The following is a 25,678-nucleotide window of genomic DNA, read 5'->3' as shown; positions in this document are numbered from 1 at the left end:
TAAATCATCTGAAATATAAAATATGAAAAATAAGATACAAAATCAATTAGATAATATAGTTACCTTAAATAATGAGAAATTTACTTTTATTGATTTATTTGCGGGAATAGGTGGTTTTCGCATTGCAATGGAGAATGTTGGTGGGCGATGTGTATTTTCTAGTGAATGGGATGATAAAGCCCGTCAAACCTACCAAGTAAATTTTAATGATATTCCTTATGGAGATATTACATTAAAGGAAACCAAAGCAGCTATTCCAAGTAAGTTTGATGTATTAACAGCAGGATTCCCGTGTCAGCCATTCTCTATAGCTGGTGTTTCAAAGAAAAAAAGCCTAGGACGAGAAACAGGCTTCTTAGATAAGGCGCAGGGAACTCTATTTTTTGACGTTGCTGAAATTATTGGAAAACATCGACCTAAAATTTTTCTTTTAGAGAATGTGAAAAACCTTGTTTCGCATGACAAAGGAAATACATTTAAAGTAATTAAAGGGACTTTAGAAGAGCTTGACTATCAGATATTTTATCAAGTTATGAATGCAAAATATTATGTTCCTCAAAATAGGGAGCGTATTTTTATTGTAGGTTTTGATAGACAATATTTTAATAAGGAAATAAATTTCAATTTTCCTTCCCCACCAGAATCACAACCAAAATTAAAGCAAATTTTGGAAGATGATGTAGATAATTCTTTTACTCTTTCTGATAACTTATGGCTTTACCTTCAAAATTACGCTAAAAAACATAAGGCAAAGGGTAATGGATTTGGTTTTGGATTAGTTGATTTAGATGGAATATCACGAACTCTATCTGCACGATATTACAAAGATGGTTCCGAAATACTCATCCCTCAGAAAGGAAAAAATCCTAGGAAGCTGACACCTAGGGAGTGCTCGCGTTTAATGGGATTTCCTAAAGATTTTGTTATTGATGCAGTATCCAAGACAGCTGCATACAAGCAGTTTGGCAATTCAATTGCTGTACCGTTGGTTCAAGCTATTGCTAAACAAATTATAAATGAGTTAAAAAATGAATGACTTGGCAGCTCAGACAATACAAGTAGTAAATAAATCCGATGACTTAGTAGCTTCAGCAATACAGACAGCAAATAAATCAATTGCAGTATACTGTCGTTATATTCGTCCCAATGATGTTGGTACTACTGGTAGTCACCAATCAGGATTTTATATTCAAAAACATTTTTCAGACGACCTCTTTGATGTAGTTTGCCAAAAGGGAACAAATAAAACTATTTCAATCAAAATTAATTGGCAAGATGGAAGCGTCACTAATAGCAATTTTAAATATTACGGCCAAGGCACGAGAAATGAGGCGAGAATTACGGGTTTTGGCAAGAATTTTGAATTTTTAAGTGATAAATATAGTGGTTCCTTATTGGTATTGTGCAGAGCTTGTTATAAAGATTTATTATTCCATGCTTTTGTTTTATCTTCAGATGAAGATATTGAAATATTTATCGCAGAAACTAACATTTTGCCAGGAAGTTTATATTTACCTAAAAAACAAGAAGTAGAGGATAACCTAACAAAATTATTTTCACTATTTCCTAACTTCCCCAAAACTGAAGAAATGGCAGTTTTGGCAAGGGAAAATATTGCATTAAATAAAACTAACGTTAGTAATGTGTTAAAACAATGGGTTTCAAAGGAATATGAATTATTTTCCATTTTTGAAAAACGTGAATTTGAAATTATTAAATCAAAAATTACTGATTTGGATAGCTTCATTAATTTTGCACATTCTTTTACAAATCGCAGAAAAGCAAGAGCAGGAAAATCTTTAGAGTTACATTTATCAAGAATATTTGACGAATTTTCCTTAAAATTTGAGACGCAAGCGAAGACAGAAGGGAAAAAGAAACCAGATTTTTTATTTCCTGGAAGTGAAGAGTACCATGCGATGGATGAATCAGGGAATTTCATATTTCAAACTGAAAAGCTGACAATGCTAGGTTCAAAGACTACTTGTAAGGATCGCTGGCGCCAAGTTTTAAATGAAGCAGATCGAATTCCTCATAAGCATTTATTTACTCTACAAGAAGGTATATCTGATACTCAAATTCAGGAAATGAGTGATGAGAATTTAACCTTAGTTGTCCCTAAAGAATCCGTAAAAACATTTGGAACTTTTGGGAAAACCCATGTTTTAACTTTAGAAAATTTTATTAAATATATAAAGTCTCAGCAGGTTAGTTAAAACTTACAGATCATTTTTAATTAATATAGAGAATAGATTATGTCCTGCGAACACTTAACTATGTCATACAGCACCTTTCCCAAAACCAAAAACGATGCGCTGAAAGAGCCGATGTTTTTCGGTCAGCCGGTAAATGTCGCCCGTTATGACCAGCAGAAATACGAGGTATTTGAAAAACTGATTGAAAAACAATTGTCTTTCTTCTGGCGGCCGGAAGAAATCGACGTGTCGCGCGACCGTATCGACTACGCCAACCTGCCTGAACACGAAAAACATATTTTCATCAGCAATCTGAAATACCAAACACTGCTCGATTCCATCCAAGGGCGCAGTCCGAATGTTGCCTTGCTGCCTTTGGTTTCGATTCCCGAGCTGGAAACGTGGATTGAAACGTGGAGCTTCAGCGAAACCATCCACTCGCGCAGCTACACCCACATCATCCGCAATATTGTGAATGATCCGTCGGTCGTGTTTGATGATATTGTCGAAAACGAATACATTACCGCCCGCGCCGAAGACATTGCCTGCTATTACGACGACTTAATCGAATACACCCAGTATTACAATCTGTTGGGCGAAGGGGTGCACAATGTCGGCGGAAAACCCGTTACCGTATCTTTGCGCGGGTTGAAGAAAAAACTCTATCTCTGCCTGATGTGCGTCAACGTGTTGGAAGCCATCCGTTTCTACGTTTCATTCGCCTGCTCGTTTGCTTTTGCCGAGCGCGAGTTGATGGAAGGCAACGCCAAAATCATCAAACTGATTGCCCGCGACGAAGCCCTGCACCTGACCGGCACGCAGCATATGCTTAATCTGATGCGTTCGGGTGTCGATGATCCTGAAATGGCGGAGATTGCCGCCGAGTTGCAGTACGAATGTTTCCAACTCTTCAAAAAAGCGGCGGAACAGGAAAAAGAATGGGCGGCATATTTGTTTAAGGACGGTTCGATGATCGGTTTGAACAAAGAAATCTTATCCCAATACGTCGAATATATTACCAATCTGCGTATGCAGGCGGTGGGGTTGCCGGCCGGATTTGAAGGCGCAAATCAAAACCCGATTCCGTGGATTAATGCGTGGCTGTCGTCCGACAACGTACAGGTCGCGCCGCAGGAAGTGGAAATATCCTCTTATTTGATCGGTCAGATAGATTCTGAAGTGAATACGGATGATTTGGGCGATTTTGAGTTGTAAATGTTTTTTGAAAAAATGCCGTCTGAAGCCGGATGTTTCAGACGGCATTTGTATGTTGTATGATGGGAAAAACAGCGGGTAGGATCGGTTATTGTTCCTTTTATTTTTGATTGGTCGGAAATGGCGCGCATTGGTACGAATAAGGGTTTTTTTGAACTCTTGGAGGGCGAGACTCTGTTGGAAGGCTTGGAACGGACGGGGCATATGGTGGAATATCAGTGCCGAAGCGGATATTGCGGATCGTGCCGGGTAAAGATTTTGGAGGGAAGCGTTACTTATCGGGAGCCGCCTTTGGCTTTTTTGGGGCGGGACGAGATACTGCCGTGCTGCTGTTACGTCGAGGAGGATGTCAGGCTGGATTGCGGTTTGGCGGGGGAGGATGAGGTGCTGTCTGACAGTTTGCTGAAATAAAAGCCGTCCGAACATTGGTTCGGACGGCTTTTTGACGGTATTACCGGTTATGCCTGATGAGTCGGTAAAAGGTTTCGCCGTCTTGGATATAACCCAGTTCTACCCGGGCGATTTCCGAAATGGCTTCTTGACCGTTTTCCAAATCATAGACTTCGGCGGCAAGGGAATGATTGCGTAGGGCGAGCGTCTGGTTTTTTTCTTCTTGAACGGCAATCTGTTCTCTCAGACTGCTGTTGCGTCCGATGCTGCCTTTGCTGAACCACAGGCTGTATTGGCAACAGACAAGTGCGAAGGATAAAACGACAGTTACCCACTTCATACCTTAACCTTTTCTTAACATTGGTTCGGACGGCTTTTTGACGGTATTACCGGTTATGCCTGATGAGTCGGTAAAAGGTTTCGCCGTCTTGGATATAACCCAGTTCTACCCGGGCGATTTCCGAAATGGCTTCTTGACCGTTTTCCAAATCATAGACTTCGGCGGCAAGGGAATGATTGCGTAGGGCGAGCGTCTGGTTTTTTTCTTCTTGAACGGCAATCTGTTCTCTCAGACTGCTGTTGCGTCCGATGCTGCCTTTGCTGAACCACAGGCTGTATTGGCAACAGACAAGTGCGAAGGATAAAACGACAGTTACCCACTTCATACCTTAACCTTTTCTTATTTGCCCAGTTGGTAGAATGCGGCTTTGCCGGGGTAGTAGGCGGCTTCCGCCAATTCTTCCTCGATACGCAGCAGTTGGTTGTATTTTGCCATGCGGTCGGAACGGGACAGGGAGCCGGTTTTGATCTGCATGCAGTTGGTGGCCACTGCCAAGTCGGCAATGGTGCTGTCTTCGGTTTCGCCGGAGCGGTGGCTCATCACGCTGGCGTAGCGGTTGCGTTTTGCCAGATCGACGGCTTTCAATGTTTCGCTCAAAGTACCGATTTGGTTGACTTTGACCAATAGTGCGTTTGCCACGCCTTTTTCGATGCCTTCGGCAAGGATTTTCGGATTGGTTACGAACAAGTCGTCGCCGACCAATTGAACTTTTTTGCCCAATTTTTCGGTCAGCAGTTTCCAGCCTTCCCAGTCGTTTTCATCCATGCCGTCTTCGATGGAGATGATGGGGAACTCGTTAACCAAGCCTTCCAGGTATTCGGCAAATTCCGCGTTGGTGTAGGAGCGGCCTTCGGCTTCCAAGTGGTATTTGCCGTCTTTGTAGAATTCGCTGGATGCGCAGTCCAGGGCGAACAATACGTCTTCGCCTGCTTTGTAGCCTGCGGCTTCAGTCGCTTCGACCATCAGTTGCAGGGCTTCTTTGTGGCTGTTCAGGTTGGGGGCGAAACCACCTTCGTCGCCGACTGTAGTCGGGAAGCCTTTGCTGTCGCACAGTTTTTTCAAAGCGTGGAAGATTTCCGCACCGCAGCGCAACGCTTCGCGGAAAGATTTTGCGCCGACAGGCATAATCATAAATTCTTGGATGTTCAGGCTGTTGTTGGCGTGTTCGCCGCCGTTGATGACGTTCATCATCGGTACGGGCAGGGACATCGGGCCTGCGCCGCCCAAGTAGCGGTAAAGCGGCAGGCCTGAGTCTTCGGCAGCGGCGCGTGCAACCGCCATAGAGACCGCCAAAGTCGCATTTGCACCCAAATTGCCTTTGTTTTCAGTACCGTCCAATTCAATCATAATTTGGTCGATATAAGATTGTTCGTTGGCATCGATACCGATGAGGGCTTGGGCGATTTGGTTGTTGACGTGTTCGACCGCCTTCAATACGCCTTTGCCGGAATAGCGGGATTTGTCGCCGTCGCGCAGTTCCAAAGCTTCTTTCTGACCGGTTGATGCGCCGCTTGGTACGGCTGCGCGTCCCATTACGCCGGATTCCAACAGTACGTCGCATTCTACGGTGGGGTTGCCGCGTGAGTCCAAAATTTCGCGGGCGAAAATATCAACGATTGCGCTCATGAATGTTCTCCAAATTAAAGTGACGTGAGGTAAAACGGTAGGCTTCAGACGGCATTTTTGCCGTAGAGCCGCCAACTTAAGTAAATCGAAAGTAGGGCGGCCGCCATAAAAACAATACTGGAAATGCCGTGCCACATTCCGAAAGATCCGCCTAAAGCCGACAACAGCCAATTTTCATGTCCGTATTTCAGTGCCTCGATAACGGGAGTAACCAAAAATTGGTTGGCGGCAAGGGCGGACAATAAAAAAATCAGCAGGGCGGTTTGCAGCCGGGTCAGGACGGCAAAGGCGGCAACCAGTACCGCGCCCCAAACGGCAAGCCCGCTCAAAGAGAGGATGTCGAACAATACGCCGGCAATTTCGCCCGCCTGCATTTTGGGCAGCATTTTGAACAGCACCGGTGCGACGATATAACCCGCCATAATCTGCATACCGAGCCACAAGGTTGCGGCATACAGGCTGATTTTTCGGAAAGTCTGCATCATAAGGCGAAACCGTGTTACTCGATTGTTAAAATCGGTTGTGATTTGATTAAATCGTCCAATGCTTTGATGCGGATTAAAAAATCTTCTAAAAGGTGCAGCGGCAGCGCGCTGGGGCCGTCGCATTTTGCCAGTTTCGGATCGGGGTGCGATTCGAGAAACAGGCCGGCAAGGCGGGTTGCCATGCCTGCAAGTGCCAAATCCAAAGCCTGTGCGCGACGACCGCCGGATGCGGCAGAACCGGCATCGCGGGTTTGCAGGGAATGGGTAACGTCGAAAATAACCGGCAGATTATCGCAGGTTTGTTTCATCACGCCGAAGCCGAGCATATCGACAACGAGGTTGTCGTAGCCGAAGCTGCTGCCGCGTTCGCACAGGATTATTTGTCCGTTGCCGACTTCGCGGAATTTTTCCACGATGTTTTTCATTTGCGAAGGGCTGAGGAACTGCGGTTTTTTGATGTTGACGACATTGCCCGTTTCCGCCATTGCAGCCACCAAATCGGTCTGCCGCGCAAGGAATGCGGGAAGCTGGATGACATCGCACACTTCGGCAACGGGTTGGCACTGATAGGGTTCGTGTACGTCGGTAATGACGGGGATGCCGAATTCCGCTTTGACTTTTTCGAAAATCTTTAAGCCTTCTTCCAAGCCTACGCCGCGATAAGAATGGATGGAGGAACGGTTTGCCTTGTCGAAAGAGGCTTTAAAGATATAGGGAATGCCGAGTTTTCGGGTAACTTCGACGTAATGCGCGCAGGTTTGGAGGGTAGAATCCAAATCTTCTAAAACGTTGATGCCGCCGAATAGGACGAAGGGCAAGTTGTTGCCGAGGGTGATGTCGTTGATTTTAATATCCATAATCGATGTCCGTTGCGGGATTACAGTACGGTGTGCGGCGGCTCATAGGAGATGATGTCGCGGATTTTGTTGTTTCCGTCCACCAGGACGACTTTGGGTTCGTGTGCGGCGATTTCCGGTTCGGAAAGTTGGATATAAGACATAATGATGACGATGTCGCCTTTCTGTACCAGCCTTGCCGCCGCCCCGTTCAGGCAGACCACGCCGCTGCCGCGTTTGCCTGAAATGGTATAGGTTTCAAAACGTTCGCCGTTGTTGTTGTTGACGATGGCGACTTTTTCGTTGGGATAGATGCCTGCCGCGTCCAACAGGTCTTGATCGACGGTAATGCTGCCGACGTAGTTCAAATCGGCTTCGGTTACGGTGGCGCGGTGGATTTTTCCGCCAAGCATAGTACGGAACATGTATTTCCTTTTGGTTTGTGTGCGGTCTGACGGACAGGATGCCGTCTGAAAATCTGAATGCCGTATTATAGTGGAGTTTCCTTCAAATTCATAATGGCAAGGCTTCGGGCAGGGAAGCTGTTTTCAGACGGCATTTTATTTTTGCCGATTGGCAATCCGGCTCAACTCTCCCAATCGATTGAGAAAATGCTGCCGTCCAAATGCAGTTTGACGGCAAGGATTCCGTCGCTTTCCATATTGGCGGGCATATAATCCATAACGGCAAAAGCCGGACTTTCTGCCCATAGGCTGATATAGGTCAACTGCATTGTGCGGACAAACTTTGCCGCATCGCGGCTTGTTTGGGTATCTTCGGTGTGAAAGTCGATATAGCGGCTGTCCCGTTTCAAATATTCCGTCAGTGCGGCGCGTGCAGCGTCGTCGGCTTTTTCCAATTCGGACAGGAAGGCGGCAAATGCATCCAATGTTTCGGTTGGCAGGCGGTTTTCATTTTCTGCCCACAGGGATACCTCGACAAGATTGCCTTTGACGGTCAGCTCGTCTTCCCAGAGGACATCTTCTTCTCCGTCAAAACCTTCGGTGGACAGTTGTCGGAAATAGGGGTGAAAAATCGACATGATTGTTCCTTTTGGTGAGGATTGGGGGGATTGTATGCCGTCTGAACGGTGTTCTTCAGACGGCATCGTTACATCAATTTCCTTTGGGCAGGCGTTTGCCTTGCAGGGTTTTTAGCACGGTTTTGACGGTGTTGATCCTGACTTCGATGTTTTCCATTTCCGCTGCAAACCTCAATTTGTCTGCCCCTGCCAGCCGGTATTTTTTATCCGTCTGAATCAGCAGGATAATCTCCGTCGGGTCGATACAGTGGTGTTTGCCGAAGGTAACGGTTACGGCTTCGCCGGCCGCATCAATGGCGTCGATACCCAATTCTTTTGCCATAAGCCGTAAGTGGTGGCTTTCGATAAGGGTTTTGACGGATTGCTCGGGCAGGCCGAAGCGGTCGACCAGTTCTTCGTGTATGGCGTTGATTTGCTGCACGGTTTCGCAGACGGCGAGGCGTTTGTAGAGGACGAGGCGCTCGTGAATGTCAGGGCAGTAATTTTCGGGCAATAATGCCGGGCTGTGCAGCTTGATTTCGGTGGTAATGCCTAATAGCGCGTCGAGGTCGGGCTGGCGACCTTTTTTGAGGTCGCGCACTGCTTGTTTGAGCATTTCGGTGTAGAGCGTGAAGCCGACCTGTATCATTTCGCCGGACTGCCCTTCGCCGAGGATTTCGCCTGCGCCGCGGATTTCCAAATCCTGCATGGCGAGGGTGAAACCTGCGCCGAGTTCGTCTGCCGCCGCGATGGCGTCGAGGCGTTTTTCTGCGTCTTTGGTGATGTATTCGGGCGTGAGCAGGTAGGCGTAGGCTTGGTGGTGGCTGCGGCCGACGCGCCCGCGAAGCTGGTGCAGTTGCGCCAGCCCGAATTTGTCGGCGCGGTTGATGATGATGGTGTTGGCGTTGGGGATGTCGATGCCGGTTTCGATGATGGTTGAACAGAGCAACACATTGAATCGTTGCTGCAAAAAGTCGCGCATGACTTGCTCCAGTTCGCGCTCGCGCAGTTGTCCGTGCGCCACGCCGATGCGGGCTTCGGGCAGCAGGGTTTCCAGCCGCTCGCGCATATTCTCAATCGTATCCACTTCATTGTGCAGGAAAAATACCTGCCCGCCGCGTTTGAGTTCGCGCAATACGGCTTCGCGCACGCTGCCTTCGCTGAACGGTTTGATAAAGGTTTTCACGGCAAGGCGGCGGCTCGGCGCGGTGGTAATCAGCGAGAAGTCGCGCAGTCCTTCGAGCGCCATGCTGAGGGTGCGCGGAATCGGCGTGGCGGTCATGGTGAGGATGTCGACATTGGCGCGCAGGCGTTTGAGCTGCTCTTTCTGACGCACGCCGAAGCGGTGTTCTTCATCGATAATCACTAAACCTAAGTTTTTGAATTTGATGTCGTCCTGTACCAATTTGTGTGTGCCGATAACGATATCGACCGTGCCGTCCGCCATGCCTTCCAGCGCGGCTTTGGTAGCTTTGCTGTTGTTGAAACGCGAAAGGCTGGCAACTTTCACGGGGAAATCGGCGAAGCGGTCGGCGAAATTTTGTGCGTGCTGCTCCACCAGAAGCGTAGTCGGGGCGAGTACGGCGACCTGTTTGCCACCCATCACCGCCACAAACGCGGCGCGTAGGGCGACTTCGGTTTTGCCGAAACCGACATCGCCGCACACGAGGCGGTCCATCGGCTTCGCCTGCGTCAGGTCTTTAATCACGGCGGCAATGGCGGCGGCCTGGTCTTCGGTTTCTTCGTAGCCGAAGCCGTCGGCAAACGCCTGATAGTCCAACTCGTTGATTTCAAACTTGTGTCCCGATTGGGCGGCGCGTTGGGCGTAGAGGTTGAGCAACTCGGCGGCGGTGTCGCGCGCTTTTTCGGCGGCCTTGCGTTTCGCCTTGTTCCATGCGCCGCTGCCGAGCTTGTGCAGGGTGACGTTTTCATGCGCTTGGCCGGAGTAGCGGCTGATTAAATGCAGTTGTGAAACAGGCACATAAAGCTGCGCTTCGCCCGCGTATTCGAGCAACATCATTTCGTTGGTTTCGCCGCCCAAGTCCATTGTTATCAAGCCCATATATCGGCCGATGCCGTGTTCCTCGTGCACGACGGGGTCGCCGATATTGATTTCGGCAAGGTCGCGCAACATGCCGTCTGAAACAGCGGCGTGTTTCTTGCGGCGGTTGTGGATGCGCGAATGGGCGATGTATTGGTAGAGATCGGATTCGGTGATAACGGCGATGGCACTTTGAGCGGCAACCGCTTTGCCCTCTCCCCAACCCTCCCCCACGGGGGAGGGAGTAGGCTGCTGTCGGATTTGCCCGTGCAGATTACTTGTACCGGGGGGCAGGCTGCTTTCGATTGAAACGGCGGCTGCTTTCAGGCCGTCTGAAACGGCGGCGATACTTTGTTCCCTCTCCTGTGGGAGAGGGCTAGGGAGAGGGTTTGTTGCGGCTGCGGAAAATTCGGTTTGAGCGGCAACTGCTTTGCCCTCTCCCCAACCCTCCCCTACGGGGGAGGGAGCAGGTTGCTGTTGGATTTGCCCGTGCAGACTACTTGTACTGAGGGGCAGGCTGCTTTCGGTTGAAACGGCGGCTGCTTTCAAGCCATCTGAAACGGCGGCTGCACTTTGTTTCCTCTCCTGAGCGAGAGGGCTAGGGAGAGGGTTTGTTGCGGCTGCGGGAAATTTGGTTTGGTCGGCAACCGTTTTGCCTTTTTCCTCGGCGGCGGGAGTAGGTTGCTGTTGGCTCGGAGATTGTGAACCGCCCAGTTTGAATCCGTATGCCAACGGCGCGACTGTAATCATCAGCGGCTCGTGCGCCGATAAAAAGCCCTGCCAGTCGGACACAGGTTTGGCTTTCAAACCGTTTTGCTGCAAGAAACCGAGCATAGTTTCGCGCCGTCCCAAACTTTCGGCGCACAGCAAAATCCGTCCTTCAAAGGTCGTCTGAAAATCCTTCAATGCCTGCAACGGCTCGTCGGATTGGCGGTTGACGGCAAGGTTGGGCAGGGTGTGTTCCTTGCCGGAAACATCGGGCAGCACTTGTCCGTAGTTTTTCAGACGACCTGCGAACACATCGGCAGAGAGATACAAATGCTGTGGAAGCAAAGGCGGATAGGTTTCGTCGCCCTGCGCCATGGTGCAACGCGATTTGACGTCGCTCCAAAAGCGGTTTGCCTCGGCATGAACGTCGCCCAAAGAGACAAACAGCGCGTCTTCGCCGATATAGTCAAACAGCGTTTCCAGCTCGTTTTCAAAAAACAGCGGCAGATAATATTCCACGCCCGCGCCGAAGTGTCCGTTGCTGACGGCTTTGTACACAGCGGCATCGTTCGGATTGCCATCGACTTCCTCGCGGAAGCGGCTTCGGAAGATTTTTTGTGCTTCGCTGTCGGTGGGAAACTCGTGCGCCGGCAGCAGGCGGATTTCGGAAACGGGGGAAATGGTGCGCTGCGTTTCAGTATCGAAAGTTTTGATGCTGTCGATTTCATCGTCGAACAAATCGATGCGGTACGGCATTTCGCTGCCCATCGGGAACAAATCGACAATGCCGCCGCGCACGGCAAACTCGCCCGCGGCGACAACATGGGAAACATGGTTATAACCCGCATCCACCAAATCGGTTTTCAGACGGCCTATATCCAGAGTCTGCCCCGTTTTCAGCCAAAACGTGCGTCCCGCCAAAAACGGCACGGGCGGCAGCTTCTGCATCGCCGTGGCAACCGGTACGAACAACACGTCTGCCGCGCCGCTTTTAATCTGCCACAACGCCGACAGCCGCTCCGACACCAAATCCTGATGCGGCGAAAAACGCTCGTAAGGCAGCGTTTCCCAGTCCGGCAGGAACACCGCCGTGTCGTGCGGGCGGAAAAACCGCCATGCCGTCTGAAGGCGCAACGCCTGTTCCGCATCTTGGGTCAGCACGACTTTGAGCCGCTTATGCGGCAGATAACGCGCCAAAGCCAAGGGCAGCGAGCCTTGCGAAAGATTGAGCCAACGGGATTTTTCACGGGGTTTGGGGATGGGGTAGGTCATGGCGTAGGGATAATGGCTTGCGGCAGCCGGAAAAAATTTCGAGCCGCTTCGGGGTTAGTCAGGCTGTATAGATGGAATTTTAACAGATTAAGAACAGGATACTTGCCTGGTTTTTTAAACGGCTTTTGTATCTCGAAGAAAACTTGATTTTATGGGAAAAAAGGATGTGTAAAACGCTACCTTTGCTACCGGATAGTAAGTTTCAGCTTTTCAAATGGCAAGGCAAAGTGAGGTTAAGAAACGAAAATATAAAATATGTCGGCATTATTAGTATCAAGGGGGAAGATAATCTTTATCTCAACTCCTTATATATTACGCCTCATCGGAAGGAGTGCTTTGGGTTGAAGCCTTGCCACTTATGGCAATAGAATCTAATCGGATGTGAAAGTGCCCCCCATTCAGGACGGCACACAGGGCGACGCTTTTATGTGCCGTCCTGTTTGTTGAAACATGTTTTATCAAATAAGATTTATTTATTTCTGTAGAAATTAAAAATCAGGGTGTAGCGGCAACCGGCATAAATTTTGCTAACGGCGTGATGAGATTCCCTTGATATTTCAAATGCGAACATACTTCGATGCTCCGGTAAAATTATATTAGCTATATCCTGTGGATCTTCGCTGTTAAAAATCATTAAGTATCCGCCATTATCAGCAGGCCAGCCGTGGTTTAGTTGAATAAGCAGGCGATGCGATTCAGTTTCAAAATCAGCTTCTTCAATGTAATCATTGTGAATTTTGATGATTTGATTGTCTAATAAGCGATGGGCAACTATCTCGACAGTATCCTTTAATTGACATGAAAATAAATTCTCCATTAAATTCCTTAATCTTTGCTTTGTTTCATCGCTAATCAAGAATTGTAGGTTTTTTGGTACATTCTGTATATCAAGTAAAAATTCGTACTGGCTGTAGAAATCTGTAATAGTTAAATGCCAAGGGGCAATTTCCAACCATTCTAAAATATCTTTTGCTTGTTGCCCGTCTAAAAAATTTTTAGAAAAAGCATGAGGAAAAGGTATTTTATTGCATTGAATATTATTTGTATTTATCTTCATAGGTATTTTTCTAATGTGCTTGATATGGTTTCAATGATATGTATGTGGTCTTGGCAGAATACGGATGGATTATCAAATCCGTTTTTATCACTCCAACGATATAGGGGCATCCCACCGCCACAGATTGATAAATATCGACAATTTTTACATTCTTTTGATATCGGATTTTGAAGTTTCAGGTAATCTTTAAATTCATTAGATTGGATTAGTTCTATTAAATTATTCTTGGATACATTCCACGAAAACTCGAATCTGTCTGCCCGATTTTTTGTACTCTTTAGGGTATCGTTCTTGGTAATATCTCCATTTGTATCAATAATCAAAATGCCTGAAGTTTCAGTTCCCGTCCCTTCTTTCGAACTAAATCCTCCAATCAGCAGTTTGACGTAGTTATCAAAAAATGCTATAGGGATAGGGTTGGGGTCATAAAAATATAAATTCCATAAAGATTCCAGCCATTTTCCATATTCTAATGATTCAAAACTTGATTTTCCAAAAGGGTATCGGTCATGATTGCCGTCTCTCATTAAGAAATTAACACTTGGAATATTTAATTTTTTAAAAAAATTATAAACCTCTTTAGGGTTGCTTAAAGGGTTAATAACAGCCAAGCAACCAGTAAAAACTTGATTTGAAAATGGATGATTTTTTATTAGGCGAAGACTATCCATAATGCGGTAAAATGAACCACGTCCTAAATGATCCAGCCTCATTTCATCATTGATGTTTTGCGGACCGTCCAAGCTGATAGAAATGGTTACGTTATATGTATAACAAAGTGTAATCAATTCTTCTGTAAGAAGAAGCCCGTTAGTTTGAATTGAAACAGTAGTGTATTCAGGTAATCGATGCCGCAATTTTTTCAATAAATATTCAAGCCGATGTTTTGGCAATAAAAAGGGTTCGCCTCCATGAAGAACAATTGCAAAACTTTTTCCTTGAAAAGAGTATAAGTCAAACAAAGATTTCTCAATATCGTCAATGCTCTTTTCACTAAGCAGTTTTGGATTATCTTTCCAACCGTCATCGCCTAAATGGTACACATAACAGTAGGTGCAATTCAGATTGCACCTACTGGCGACTTTCAATAAAACAGTATCAATCATAATCTGATATTACTGACCACGATTATGACGGTTGTGCGTGCGGTCATATTTGAACATCATCGCTGTTTTCTGCTCATTCTCAACTTCTTTAATCAATCGAGAAAGTAATGGGTGGTTAATAGGCATTTTTTGGTCAACTGAGTGATTTTTATTCAGCATTTAAGACTCCATAGTATTGGTTAGAAAGATTCAATAAAGCATTAAGAATCCCATTATATATATATATATATATATAATGTAAATAATTAATTTTTATTAAAAATCAATATGTTATCTTTTAATATTTCATAATTAAATTTGGAAATGGCTGTAGCTGCTACGTTGTGAGTTATTAAAGCTGTCCGATAATCATTGTTGCTTAGGTAAGTTTATGGTATAAAACTTAGAAAATTAACTCTAAACCGTGGCAGGCGGTTTGACCGGCCGCCGATTAATGGGAACCGACAGAGGAAGCCGATGATACACACCGAACCGAGCGCGCAGCCGTCAACCATGGACACGGCTGCTTTTTTAAAGCACATCGAATCCGCATTCCGCCGCATTTTTTCAGACGGCATCGACCTGATGCGATACCTGCCCGAAGACAAATGGCTGGCCTTGAAGCAGGCTGGTTTGCTGTTGCCCTTCCTCGACAAGAAACACGGCGGCCGCAAGGGCAGCCAGTTTGAAATTCAGGAAGTCTTGCGGATTGCGGGGCATTACGGCGTACCCGTTACCCTGCGTACCGGCATCGAAGGCGCGCTGGTGTTGCAGCCCCTGCAAGAATTCGGCGACGAAGCGCAAATCGCGCAGGGTTTGGACATGGTTTTCAAAGGCGAGGGCGGCGGTTTGGGCGTTACCGAACCCGAAACCTCCGGCGCGGCGATTGCACGCGAAATGCAGTCCTACTACGAATATACCGACGGACAAACCATTTACGTCAACGCCGCGAAATACTGGCAGGGCAACTCGCAAAGCGACTTCCTCCTCGTTGCCGCCAAAGAGCGCAAAAACGGCAAACTCGCCAAAGTCATCGACCTGCTGCTCGTCCCCAAAACATACATCCGCTGCGAAACCCTCGCATCCGAAGGCCTGCGCGCCGTCCGTTACGCCGTCAACCGCATCGATGCCGAAATGCCTGCAACCGCCGTGATGAAACTCTCTCAGGGCGACGCGGCCGGTTTGCGCGCGTTCCAAAACATCTTTATCCGCAGCCGCCTGCAACTGATCGGCATGACGCACGGCATTATGGAATACATCCTTGAAAACCTGAACCGATACGTCCGCAACGACATCAGATTCGTCGATTACGAACGCCGCGAAATCCAACGCCGTCATCAGGTTTCCGAGATTCTTTACCGCTACGTCTGCCATTCCGTTTCGCCCGTCGCTCCCGTCGCCCATCAGCTGATGGAGGCAAACATCATCAAAACCCTTGCCACGGAATACACTTACGCCGCCGCGCAAATGTTGCAAAAACTCTTGGGCGCGAAGGGTTTTGAACGCGGACACACCGCCGGCAATATCGCTATCGACATCCGCCCCTTCACGATTTTTGAAGGCCCGAACGATATGCTTTATGCCGAAATTTACGACCAGTTCGTCCGCGCCACCGCCGAAGAAAAAGAAGCAGGCATTAAGTTGGACAAAAACCAAACCCTGCTCGACCGCCTGCAAACCGATGCCCGCTTTGCCGCCGTCGCCCGCGACTACACTTTGCCCGAAGACATCCGCAGCTTCCTGCAGGAACGCACCCTGACCGATGCCTGCGCCCTACAAAAAGTCTTCATCGGCAAAATTATCGCCCGACTTTTCACCTTTGTTCAGGCGGAACACGAAGACACCGCAGCTTTCTTGTCAAACGATATTCGCAAAGACATATTGGACTGCCGATATTGCGGATAGCGGGCAAATACGGCATTGCCGGCGGCGGCATACGGATTTCGGGCGGTGCAAGAGGCAACGCGCGGCATTCCGCAAAGCCGCCGATTGCGGCGGATGCCGCATTTCGCGCCGCACCCTTGTGCCGCCTTTCCCACTTACCCTATTTGTTCGGAACATATTTATGAAAAAGAGAAAAATACTGCTCCCGGTAATTTGTTTGGCGGCTTTGTCTGCCTGTACGGCAATGGAAGCGCCGCCGCCCCGGGCAGATGAAGCCCAAGCCCCCCGCGCGGATGAAATGAAAAAAGAAAGCCGCCCCGCGTTTGACGCGGCAGCCGTACCGGTATCCGACAGCGGGTTTGCCGCCAATGCAAATGTCCGCCGTTTTGTGGACGATGAAGTCGGGAAAGGGGATTTTTCCCGGGCGGAATGGCAGGATTTTTTTGACAAAGCGGCTTACAAGGCGGACATCGTCAAGATTATGTACCGCCCCTCCACATCGCGTCCGTGGTATGTGTTCCGCACGGGAAATTCGGGCGAGGCGAAATTTCGCGGCGCGCGCCGGTTTTATGCGGAAAACCGCGCGCTTATCGATGATGTGGCGCAAAAATACGGCGTACCTGCCGAGCTTATCGTGGCGGTTATCGGGATTGAAACGAATTACGGCAAAAATACGGGCAGTTTCCGTGTGGCGGACGCATTGGCGACTTTAGGCTTCGATTACCCCCGCCGCTCCGGGTTCTTCCAAAAAGAATTGGTCGAGCTTTTAAAGCTGGCAAAAGAAGAGGGCGGCGATGTTTTCGCCTTTAAAGGCAGCTATGCGGGCGCAATGGGTATGCCGCAATTTATGCCTTCGAGCTACCGGAAATGGGCGGTGGATTATGACGGAGACGGACATCGGGACATATGGGGCAACGTCGGCGATGTCGCGGCATCGGTTGCCAATTATATGAAGCAGCACGGTTGGCGCACGGGCGGTAAAATGCTGGTGTCTGCAACATTGGCGCCGGGTGCGGATGTTCAGGCAATCATTGGCGAAAAAACCGCCCTGACGCGGACGGTGGCGGATTTGAAGGCGTACGGCATCATCCCCGGCGAAGAGCTTGCAGATGATGAAAAGGCAGTTTTGTTCAAACTGGAAACCGCACCCGGCGTGTTTGAATATTATTTGGGCTTGAACAATTTTTATACGGTATGGCAGTACAACCACAGCCGGATGTATGTAACGGCGGTCAGGGACATTGCCAATTCGCTCGGCGGCCCGGGATTGTAATGTTTTTTAAAATGCCGTCTGAACCACGTTTCGGTTCAGACGGCATTTTTGCATCCTTTTATGGAGATTTCCCGCATCAGGGCGGTATTCGGGGCGAAGCCCGCTTCAGACGGCATTGCCGGTCAAGGCTTGTCCGAAGGAGGGTGTCCCTGTCCTTTGGCGGGCGGGAGGAAAAGTATGCAGGGATTGCTTTTAATCTGATTCCAAAAACTCTTAATCAGATTGCGGATACTGCCGATTTTCGTGCCGCGCGAGCGCAGGGCGACGAAGAGGGCGAGGCTGAAACTGACGCAGAGGTTGACCAAGCCGATGGCGAGGACACTGAAAATGCCGAGTACGAACGTGCCCAAACCGACGTTGCCGCTGACGGCGGCATAGCCGAGGTTGGCGGAGGAAAAGGCGACGTGGCGGATGTCCAGTGGCAGCCCGAGGAGGTGTCCGAAATAGCCGGTCATACCCAAGAGCATCCCGAAAATGAAGTTGCCTGCCAGCGAGCCGTAGTGTTTGTGGATATAGGCGGCGAGGACGCGGCGGGGGCCGGGGCGCATGATTTTACGCAGCAAGGGGTTGAAGGGCAGGCGTTGGCGCAGGTTGAGGTAGTCGGCGCGGTTGTCGAAAAAACCTGCGATGATGCCGGAGCAGAACAGCCACAGGCCTGCAATGGCGGCATACCACAGCGTCGGGTAAGCGATGATGTCTATGGATTTGAACTGGTAGGCGGCGGTGTGGGCATCGAGTATGGGCTGCCGGTACAGATGGGCATAGCCGAACGATATGGCGCACGCCAAAAGGATGGCGATGGAAACGTTGCCGAAGACAGCGACGCTTTGGGAGCGGCATACGTCGATGAGGAGCTTGGCGAGTTTGTTGTCCACCGCTTTGCCACCTTCGTTGAGATCGACCTGTTCGGCAAAGCTGGCGGCAGTCATCGCGGGCTGTTTGGTGGCGACGGTGCAGTGCAGTATATGGATAATCATAAAGCCGATGCCGTAGTTGAACCCCGCCGACAAGGAGGCGAGGAAGGGGCTGAGGCCGAGTGTGCCGATGCGGATTTTGAGCAACGCCATCAGGGCGATGATGATGCCGCCGCCTGCCGCCGAGTAGAACATTTTGAAATATTCTTTGCGGTTGCGGGTGATGTAGTGTTCGCCGTGGTGGCTTTTGTTTTCGGTAATGCTGCGGGCAAGCATACGGATGCTGCTGCGGCGCAGGTGGCGGGTGCTGTATTGTTCGACCGCCGCGTAGATGAGGGAGTTCATCAGGGCGATGGTCAGGCGGTTGCTGTTGCCGGCACCGGTTTGGATGTCGGTGAGCAGCTTCAGACGGCCTACGGTCTGCCGGAGCCGTTCGAGCAGGTGGGCGACTTTGACCGACGAACCGGAGCCGGCACCCGTCCCTTTGCGGCGCAAATAGTCAATCTGGCTGAAACATTGGTCGAACATCACTTCGAGGTGGGCGGTGTCGTAAGGCGCGGTGCCGTTGCGGTAGTGTTCGACCAGTTTGGCGGTTTCGCGCTGGAGGGCGACGAAGGAAGAATCGGCTTCCAGCAGGCGCGGGGAGATGCGGATGAGGTCGGGTTCGATGGCTTCGGATGCCGTCCAGACAGACAGCATTTCGATGGCGCGCAAACGGGCATCGGCAAGGCGGATGCCTGCCGTCTGCAATTTGGACGGTTCGGCGTGGCTCCGGATGAGTTCGTATAAAACCAGCCATTGGCGGATATTGAGCGTTTGCAGCCATTTGTCGTCGTTTTCGGAATGGAAAAGATAAAGGAAGACTTCGCCCAAGTTGGCAAAATCTTTATATGACGGGCTGAAGCGTTCGTAGATGCGTATGCCCATTTCCCGGGCAAAGCTGTGGCGTGAGAAGATGCCGAGTTTGATAAGTGCCGGATAAATGTGTATTTGCGCGAGCCAGATGTAAAAACACCGGCTGAAGCGGGACAGCAATTCCCTGTTTTGTTTGAATGTGTCGATGATCAGGTCGAAACGCTCCCCTGCGTATTTTTTGCCGCCACGGCGCAAAAATTTAATCAATGCGTTGAGGACGTTGACAAAATCGGTATGTCCGAGGCTTTCCGAAAGCAGGGGGCGCAGGTTTTGAGGGGTAATTTTCTTCATATCAGCCATTGTACCGCATCGGCAATCCGGCGTTAAACGCCCCGATGGCGGGGAGGGCACGCCTGCGGCGGGCGGCGCATTTTCCGCCGGTTTGAAATCAAACTATATTAATGATATAATAAATATCGATAAATCAATCTGATAGAGTAATCCGTATTGATTTTTAATTTTTTCGATTATAACAATTTCGGCCGGTTTGTGCATTTCGTCATCCGGAAGCCGGTATTTTGCCGGCAGGTTTTGACCGCTTTGCCTGATGACCGGGTTTGTCTGTTTTTAACAAAGGAGTGAGAAGGTTTGTCCCTGTCTGAATTTATAGAAAGCCGAACGTCATTTAATCCGATGGTTATTTTGACGACTTTGTTTTTCGTGTGTGTTTTGGTGGTATTGGTTTTAACCGTGCCGGATCAGGTGCAGATGTGGCTCGATCGGGCAAAAGAAATCATTTTTACCGAGTTCAGCTGGTTTTATGTTTTAACGTTTTCCATTTTTCTGGGTTTCCTGCTGATACTCTCGGTCAGCAGTTTGGGAAACATCAGGCTCGGACGGGATGAAGATGTGCCGGAATTCGGCTTCCTGTCGTGGCTGGCGATGCTGTTTGCGGCCGGGATGGGCGTGGGCCTGATGTTTTTCGGCGTGGCAGAACCGTTGATGCATTATTTTTCGGACATTACGGCCGGCGCGCCGGAACACAGGCAGCAGCAGGCATTGCTGCACACGGTGTTCCATTGGGGCGTTCACGCCTGGTCGGTGTACGGTACGATTGCATTGGCTTTGGCTTATTTCGGTTTCCGCTACAAGCTGCCGCTTGCCCTGCGTTCTTGTTTTTACCCCCTGTTGAAAGAAAAAATTTCCGGAAGGTTCGGCGATGCCATTGATATTATGGCGTTGCTTGCTACTTTTTTCGGCATCATCACCACATTGGGGTTCGGGGCTTCGCAACTGGGCGCCGGATTGCAGGAAATGGGCTGGATTGCCGAAAACAGCTTCAGCGTGCAGGTTTTGATTATCGCCGCCGTCATGTCCCTCGCCGTCGTTTCGGCAATATCCGGGGTGGGGAAGGGCGTGAAGGTGTTGAGCGAGTTGAACCTGGGCCTTGCGTTTTTGCTGCTGTTTTTTGTTTTGGCGGCGGGCCCCACTGTTTACCTGTTGTCGGCATTCGGCGACAACATAGGGAACTACCTCGAAAATCTGGTGCGCCTCAGTTTTAAAACTTATGCGTACGAACGGGAACACAAGCCGTGGTTTGAATCTTGGACGGTGCTTTATTGGGCGTGGTGGTGTTCTTGGGCGCCGTTTGTGGGTTTGTTTATCGCGCGCATTTCAAAGGGGCGCACCATCCGCGAGTTTGTCTTCGGGGTTTTGCTCATCCCCGGCCTGTTCGGCGTTTTGTGGTTTACCGTCTTCGGCAATACGGCGATTTGGCTGAATGACGGGGTTGCGGGGGGAATGCTCGAAAAGATGACCTCCTCTCCGGAAACGCTGCTTTTTAAATTCTTTAATTACCTCCCCCTGCCCGAATTGACGAGCATCGTCAGCCTGCTGGTCATTTCCCTGTTTTTTGTAACTTCTGCCGATTCTGGGATTTATGTCCTGAACAATATTACCTCTCGGGACAAAGGCTTGAGCGCGCCACGGTGGCAGGCGGTTATGTGGGGCGTGCTGATGTCTGCCGTTGCCGTTTTGCTGATGCGCTCGGGCGGACTCGGCAACCTGCAGTCTATGACCCTGATTGTTTCCCTGCCGTTTGCCTTACTGATGCTGATAATGTGTTTCAGCCTGTGGAAAGGCTTGAGTGCGGATAAGAAATATTTTGAGACCCGGGTTAACCCTACCAGTGTATTTTGGACGGGCGGCAAGTGGAAAGAACGGCTGGTGCGGATAATGAGCCAGACGCAGGAGCAGGATATTTTAAAATTCCTCAAACATACCGCATCGCCCGCTATGCACGAGTTGCAACGGGAGCTTTCGGAAGAATACGGCTTGAGCGTCCGGGTCGATAAGATGTTTCATCAGGACGAGCCCGCAATCGAGTTCGTCATTCGGAAAGAGACGATGCGCGATTTTATGTACGGGATTAAGTCTGTCGGGCAGGATGTATCCGACCAGTTGATTAACGACGGCAAGCTGCCGCATATCCTGCATCAGACAACTTACAAACCCTACGCTTATTTTTTCGACGGGCGCGTCGGGTATGATGTGCAGTATATGAACAAGGACGAGCTGATTGCCGACATTTTGAAAAATTACGAACGTTATTTGATGTTGTTGGATGATGTCGGTCAGGAACTGATGGCGCACGAGCAGGTGGAATTGGCAGAGTAAATGCCTTTTCTCCGGCGTTTGCCAAAAAAATGCGGTGAATCAGATTCACCGCATTTTTTTTGCCGGACGGGGCTTCGGACGGCACGGCGTTCATTTGTTTCCTTCAAACTGCTCCTTCAGCACCCGTTTCAATACTTTGCCCGTAGCGTTGCGCGGCAGCGCGTCTTTAAAGTGGATCTGTTTGGGGATTTTGAAATTTGCCAGCACGGTACGCAGGTGGCGGCGGATTTCGTCCTCGCCCAGATTCATACCTTCCTTCAATTGGACGAAGGCGACGATTTCCTCGTCGGCATAACGGTCTTTCACGCCGATGACGGCGGCGGCTTCGACGGCATCGAGTTTGTAGATTTCCTCTTCGATCTCGCGCGGATAGACATTTTGACCTTTGGAAATAATCAAATCTTTTTTGCGGTCGACGATAAAGATAAAGCCGTCATCGTCTATGGTAACGAAATCGCCCGTTTTCAACCAGCCGTTGACGATGGTTTCATCGGTGGCGGCAGGCATATTGAGGTAGCCCCGCATCACCGAACCGCCCCTGACGATCAGTTCGCCCACTTCGCCGCGCGGCACTTCGACCAATTCTTCATCGACGGCTTTGACTTCCAAACCGGGCAGGGGGATGCCGACGCTGCGGGCTTTTTGCCGTTCGGGCGTATTGACGGCGACAACGGGCGAGGCTTCGCTCAGTCCGTAGCCTTCCAGCAATTTGGCGCGGGGGAACTTGGCTTTAAAATCGAGGATGGTTTGTTCCGCCAAAGGCGCGCCGCCGCTGATAAACAGGCGGATGCGGTTGAACCATCTGAAATACCAGGGGATTTTCGCCTTGCTCATCGCGGTGTAAATCGCGGGCACGCCCAAAAACACGGTCGCGCGTTTGAGCAGGGCCTGTTTCAAAACGTTGGAAAACGGAAAAACGGATTTGACCAAAATAATCGAACACGCCATATAAATCGGCAGCAGCACCATAGCCGTCAGCGTGAAGCTGTGGAACATCGGCAGGAAAACGATAAAGCGGTCGCGCTTGGAGATTTTAAAGATGCGTTCGATGCCGTTCAGGTTGGCGAACAGGTTGGCGTAACTGATTAGCGCACCTTTGGGATGCCCCGTCGTGCCGGAGGTGTAGATGATGTGTGCCAAATCATTTATTCGGGGTTGGCGGCCCAAGTCGGGTTTTTCAGGGAAGCGGCGCACGTCTTCAAAAAAGGCATCGCCTTCCGCCGTTTCGCCGGCCGGCCGGCTTTGGCCTGTCCAAATGATTTTTTCGACGGGCGTTTGCACCTTCAAGCCCGCCAATTCTTTGGACAGGCCGGCCGAGGCGAACAGGAAGCGCGCCTTACAGTCGTTCAGGATATACGCGTATTCGCTGTTTTTCAAAAATGTGTTCATCGGCACGGCGACCGCGCCGATGGCGGACACGGCGAAATAGGCGGTAATAAATTCTGTGGAATTGGAAACCGCCAGCGCGACCGTGTCGCCGAACTTCACGCCGATATTTTGCAGATACGCCGCAACGGCTTCGGCTTCCTGCTTGAGCGCGCGGTAGGCGGTTTTTTCCTTGCCGTCGAACACTGCCGTGCCGTTGCCGTTTTTGCGGCAGGCGGCGGCGAGCATTTCGTAGAAATTGGCATAAGTCCGGTTCATGAAACTTCCTTTATGGTTGCGGACGGCGAACGCCCTTATTTGAAAACAATATGCCGTCTGAAAACGGAAGGCGGCAGTTTATCATCTTTGCCTTCAGACGGCATATCGAACGCCGCCTTTGCGCCGTATGCCGGAGGTTCGCCCCCGTCCTTCCGATGTCTGAGGCGAATGCCGTCTGAAGCAATGTGAAGGTATGCGTTTCAGACGGCATCCCCCTGTTGTGGAAATACCGTCCGAACCCTGTCCGATTATTGCCTGATTGCGGCGGAGCGGACGAGTTCTTCGAGGCTGTCGGCAAGCATTTCCGCCGACCGTTGGTAGCCTTTGGCGGAGAAGTGTACGCCGTCTTTGGCGGCCCATCCGTGATTGAGCCAGTTTTTCATACTGCAAACGCCGCCCATCGCGTTTTGCCAAGACCAGAACATCGTCTGCCCCTGACGGGCGACGCGCCGCTGCATCTGTTGGACTTCGGTCAGGCGGGCGGGGCGCGTGCCGCATACGCCGAGCGTGTTTTTCAGGGATTCGGGCGCGCCGAGGATGAGGATACCGGCGGCAGGCAGGCTGTCTTGGATTTGGCGGACGGTATCCAGCCATTTTTGTTCGGTGTCGGCAATGTCGATGTTGTTGTTGAAGGCTTCGTTGGTGCCGTAGGAAAGGATAACCAAATCGGCACCGGTTTGGGCGAGGTCGTTCATACGGTCGGTACGCCATTTCGACCATTGGGACAATTGTGCGCCGTTGATGCCCATCGCGGAAACGGTAATGCCGCCGGCGGGATTTTCGATGTTGATGAAGCCGATGTCCCACGGCATTTCGGTGTGTATGGTCAGGGGCAGTGCCGCGCCCGTATCCAGTACCTGCCAGCCGCCGCCGTTGGCGGAGACGGTGTTGCCGTTGACGGTCAGGGTTTGTTCGGCAAGCAGGGGTTTGGCAAACAGGGAAACGCGCTGCTTGCCGGTCTTACCGTCCGATGCGCTCAGGGTCATGCTGCCGTTGTCGCCTGTCCGGGCAAGGATGCCGCCGAGCGGGAAGTCTCCGGTATTGTTCCTGCTGGTGAGGCTTTGCCAGTTGCCGCTGTAGCGGACGGCCGCCATGCGCTGCCCTTTGACGTTGGCGGGGTAAACCCAGCCTATGCCGCCGTCGCCCCAAGTTTTTTGCAGGCGTTTGCGGAGGCTGTCGGTAAAGAAGTCGCCGGCGGTGTGCGAGTCGCCGATTTGCAGGATGCGGAAGGTCTCGCCGCTGCCTTGTGCGACGGATCGGAGTTTTTTCATCCAAGGCGAGGCGGCGGCGTTGCCGTAGTCGGTCAGCAGCCCGTTTGTATCGGTGTAGGGGGCGGACGGGGAAACGGTAACGGTGTCGAGGCTGACGGAGGCGACGGGCAGGGCTTCTGCCTGCGTGGCGGCGAACAGGGCGGAAAATGCGATGAGGTGTTTGGGGTTCATGGCTGTGTACTTGATGGTTGCGTACTTGGTTCAAAAACGATTTTTTCCATTATTTTTGCCGCCAGCAGTTTTTGCCCTTCGGCGGTAAAGTGTATGCCGTCCTTGCTGCGGTAGCGGACGGGTTTGCCGTTGACGTTGACGGAGTCGGTGTAGCGGTCTTCCCCGCCGCTCAGGGTATGCGCGGTGGGAATCAGGATGATTTTACCTTCCAAATGTTCCGAAAGCAGTTTGTCGAGGTAGCGCATCTGCCCGTCGAGCTTGGCTTTTTTCATGTAGGGGATGCCGAGCCAGACGACTTGGACGTGGTGCGCGCGGGCGGCTTCGAGGATGCGGTCGACGCGTTTCAGGTATTCTTGCGCCCATTCGTCGGAAGCGAATTTGAGGTATTGCTTGCCGACGGGGAAATCCCACGGGTCGTTCGGGCCGAGGAAGACGGCGAGCACGCTGATTTCGGGATGTTTTTTTAGGGTTTCTTCAATCGTTTTCGGCCAGTCGAAGAATGAGGGGTAGGAAAGCCCCGTGCTTTGTTTGCTGAGGTTGACGGATTCGATGCCGTATTGCTGTTTCAGGCTTTTTTGCACGAAGGGGGCAACGCCCTGCATCAGCGAGTCGCCGGCGAAAAAGACTTTGTCGCCGCTGCGGACGGCGGCGGCTTCGGTGTCCTGTTTCCATTCTGTTTCACCGGTTTGAGGGACGGCTTCGGATGCGGCGGGCCCAGA

At 50.4% G+C, this 25,678-nt stretch carries 23 protein-coding genes; 7 read left to right on the top strand and 16 right to left on the bottom strand.

Annotated elements, in window-relative coordinates:
- Window positions 1-22: 22 nt before the first annotated feature.
- From dcm to yfaE, 4 genes are all read left to right on the top strand, one after another.
- The gene (gene dcm, locus Q9J79_RS07915) at window positions 23-1,036 is read left to right on the top strand and encodes a DNA (cytosine-5-)-methyltransferase (protein WP_002222381.1); all 1,014 of its coding nucleotides are present in this window, start codon (window positions 23-25) and stop codon (window positions 1,034-1,036) included.
- Window positions 1,029-2,216, top strand: a complete 1,188-nt coding sequence (locus tag Q9J79_RS07910) for a type II restriction endonuclease (RefSeq protein ID WP_002213380.1) — start codon at window positions 1,029-1,031, stop codon at window positions 2,214-2,216. The genes dcm and Q9J79_RS07910 overlap by 8 nt, the downstream gene beginning before the upstream one ends.
- A gap of 60 nt (window positions 2,217-2,276) precedes the next feature.
- Complete coding sequence (gene nrdB, locus Q9J79_RS07905) at window positions 2,277-3,410, top strand: class Ia ribonucleoside-diphosphate reductase subunit beta (RefSeq protein WP_301912533.1); 1,134 nt, start codon at window positions 2,277-2,279, stop codon at window positions 3,408-3,410.
- Between the two features lie 120 nt (window positions 3,411-3,530).
- Window positions 3,531-3,821 (top strand): class I ribonucleotide reductase maintenance protein YfaE, encoded by a 291-nt coding sequence (gene yfaE / locus Q9J79_RS07900; RefSeq protein WP_301912532.1) that lies wholly within the window; start codon window positions 3,531-3,533, stop codon window positions 3,819-3,821.
- A gap of 40 nt (window positions 3,822-3,861) precedes the next feature.
- On the opposite strand, the gene ftsB (Q9J79_RS07895) is transcribed toward yfaE, so the two are convergent.
- From ftsB (Q9J79_RS07895) to yhhA, 11 genes are all read right to left on the bottom strand, one after another.
- A complete protein-coding gene (gene ftsB, locus Q9J79_RS07895; RefSeq protein WP_107818950.1) occupies window positions 3,862-4,140 on the bottom strand; it encodes a cell division protein FtsB in 279 nt (92 codons plus the stop codon).
- A gap of 46 nt (window positions 4,141-4,186) precedes the next feature.
- The gene (ftsB, locus tag Q9J79_RS07890) at window positions 4,187-4,465 is read right to left on the bottom strand and encodes a cell division protein FtsB (protein ID WP_107818950.1); all 279 of its coding nucleotides are present in this window, start codon (window positions 4,463-4,465) and stop codon (window positions 4,187-4,189) included.
- 14 nt (window positions 4,466-4,479) lie between these two features.
- Complete coding sequence (gene eno / locus Q9J79_RS07885) at window positions 4,480-5,766, bottom strand: phosphopyruvate hydratase (protein WP_301912531.1); 1,287 nt, start codon at window positions 5,764-5,766, stop codon at window positions 4,480-4,482.
- 44 nt (window positions 5,767-5,810) lie between these two features.
- Window positions 5,811-6,251, bottom strand: a complete 441-nt coding sequence (locus tag Q9J79_RS07880) for a DUF4149 domain-containing protein (protein WP_301673231.1) — start codon at window positions 6,249-6,251, stop codon at window positions 5,811-5,813.
- A gap of 14 nt (window positions 6,252-6,265) precedes the next feature.
- Window positions 6,266-7,108, bottom strand: coding sequence for a 3-deoxy-8-phosphooctulonate synthase (gene kdsA / locus Q9J79_RS07875; RefSeq protein WP_301673232.1), 843 nt, complete (start codon window positions 7,106-7,108; stop codon window positions 6,266-6,268).
- A 20-nt stretch (window positions 7,109-7,128) separates the two neighbouring features.
- Window positions 7,129-7,512, bottom strand: coding sequence for an aspartate 1-decarboxylase (gene panD / locus Q9J79_RS07870; RefSeq protein WP_003752675.1), 384 nt, complete (start codon window positions 7,510-7,512; stop codon window positions 7,129-7,131).
- Window positions 7,513-7,673: 161 nt separating this feature from the next.
- The gene (locus Q9J79_RS07865; RefSeq protein WP_301673233.1) at window positions 7,674-8,195 is read right to left on the bottom strand and encodes a DUF2004 domain-containing protein; all 522 of its coding nucleotides are present in this window, start codon (window positions 8,193-8,195) and stop codon (window positions 7,674-7,676) included.
- A gap of 7 nt (window positions 8,196-8,202) precedes the next feature.
- A complete protein-coding gene (mfd, locus tag Q9J79_RS07860; protein ID WP_301912530.1) occupies window positions 8,203-12,129 on the bottom strand; it encodes a transcription-repair coupling factor in 3,927 nt (1,308 codons plus the stop codon).
- Window positions 12,130-12,598: 469 nt separating this feature from the next.
- On the bottom strand, window positions 12,599-13,186 hold the full coding sequence (gene yhhC, locus Q9J79_RS07855; RefSeq protein WP_301912529.1) for a cyclophane-containing peptide 2OG-Fe(II) oxygenase YhhC: 588 nt from the start codon (window positions 13,184-13,186) through the stop codon (window positions 12,599-12,601).
- Window positions 13,183-14,292 carry a cyclophane-forming radical SAM/SPASM peptide maturase YhhB gene (gene yhhB, locus Q9J79_RS07850; RefSeq protein WP_096108726.1) on the bottom strand — a complete coding sequence of 370 codons (1,110 nt, stop codon included), beginning with the start codon at window positions 14,290-14,292 and terminating at the stop codon, window positions 13,183-13,185. Before yhhB ends, yhhC begins: the two co-directional genes overlap by 4 nt.
- 9 nt (window positions 14,293-14,301) lie before the next feature.
- A complete protein-coding gene (gene yhhA / locus Q9J79_RS07845) occupies window positions 14,302-14,451 on the bottom strand; it encodes a YhhA family cyclophane-containing RiPP (RefSeq protein ID WP_003713099.1) in 150 nt (49 codons plus the stop codon).
- Between the two features lie 297 nt (window positions 14,452-14,748).
- Here yhhA and Q9J79_RS07840 point away from each other — a divergent pair, with 297 nt between their 5' ends.
- Complete coding sequence (locus Q9J79_RS07840) at window positions 14,749-16,176, top strand: acyl-CoA dehydrogenase family protein (protein ID WP_301912527.1); 1,428 nt, start codon at window positions 14,749-14,751, stop codon at window positions 16,174-16,176.
- A 160-nt stretch (window positions 16,177-16,336) separates the two neighbouring features.
- Window positions 16,337-17,428: a lytic murein transglycosylase B gene (gene mltB / locus Q9J79_RS07835; RefSeq protein ID WP_301912526.1), complete on the top strand. Its 1,092-nt coding sequence runs from the start codon at window positions 16,337-16,339 to the stop codon at window positions 17,426-17,428.
- Window positions 17,429-17,550: 122 nt separating this feature from the next.
- Here mltB and Q9J79_RS07830 read toward each other — a convergent pair whose 3' ends face one another.
- Complete coding sequence (locus tag Q9J79_RS07830; RefSeq protein WP_500797196.1) at window positions 17,551-19,548, bottom strand: transporter-like protein; 1,998 nt, start codon at window positions 19,546-19,548, stop codon at window positions 17,551-17,553.
- Window positions 19,549-19,845: 297 nt separating this feature from the next.
- Between Q9J79_RS07830 and Q9J79_RS07825 the strand changes: the two genes are divergently transcribed.
- Window positions 19,846-21,873: a BCCT family transporter gene (locus Q9J79_RS07825; RefSeq protein ID WP_301912524.1), complete on the top strand. Its 2,028-nt coding sequence runs from the start codon at window positions 19,846-19,848 to the stop codon at window positions 21,871-21,873.
- 90 nt (window positions 21,874-21,963) lie between these two features.
- Here the strand turns inward: Q9J79_RS07825 and Q9J79_RS07820 are convergent, their stop codons facing one another.
- From Q9J79_RS07820 to Q9J79_RS07805, 4 genes are all read right to left on the bottom strand, one after another.
- Window positions 21,964-23,517 (bottom strand): fatty acid--CoA ligase, encoded by a 1,554-nt coding sequence (locus Q9J79_RS07820; protein ID WP_301912523.1) that lies wholly within the window; start codon window positions 23,515-23,517, stop codon window positions 21,964-21,966.
- 10 nt (window positions 23,518-23,527) lie between these two features.
- Window positions 23,528-23,728 (bottom strand): hypothetical protein, encoded by a 201-nt coding sequence (locus tag Q9J79_RS07815; RefSeq protein WP_301912522.1) that lies wholly within the window; start codon window positions 23,726-23,728, stop codon window positions 23,528-23,530.
- A 37-nt stretch (window positions 23,729-23,765) separates the two neighbouring features.
- Window positions 23,766-24,959, bottom strand: coding sequence for an SGNH/GDSL hydrolase family protein (locus tag Q9J79_RS07810; protein WP_301912521.1), 1,194 nt, complete (start codon window positions 24,957-24,959; stop codon window positions 23,766-23,768).
- Window positions 24,956-25,678: SGNH/GDSL hydrolase family protein (locus Q9J79_RS07805; protein ID WP_304717643.1), on the bottom strand; the 723-nt coding region annotated here is incomplete at its 5' end. The genes Q9J79_RS07805 and Q9J79_RS07810, both read right to left, overlap by 4 nt.

The sequence above is a fragment of the Neisseria viridiae genome, from assembly GCF_962747995.1.
Lineage (GTDB): Bacteria > Pseudomonadota > Gammaproteobacteria > Burkholderiales > Neisseriaceae > Neisseria > Neisseria viridiae.
The sequence above is the reverse complement of the archived record's forward strand: the minus strand, read 5'-3'. Positions and strand labels throughout refer to the sequence as shown.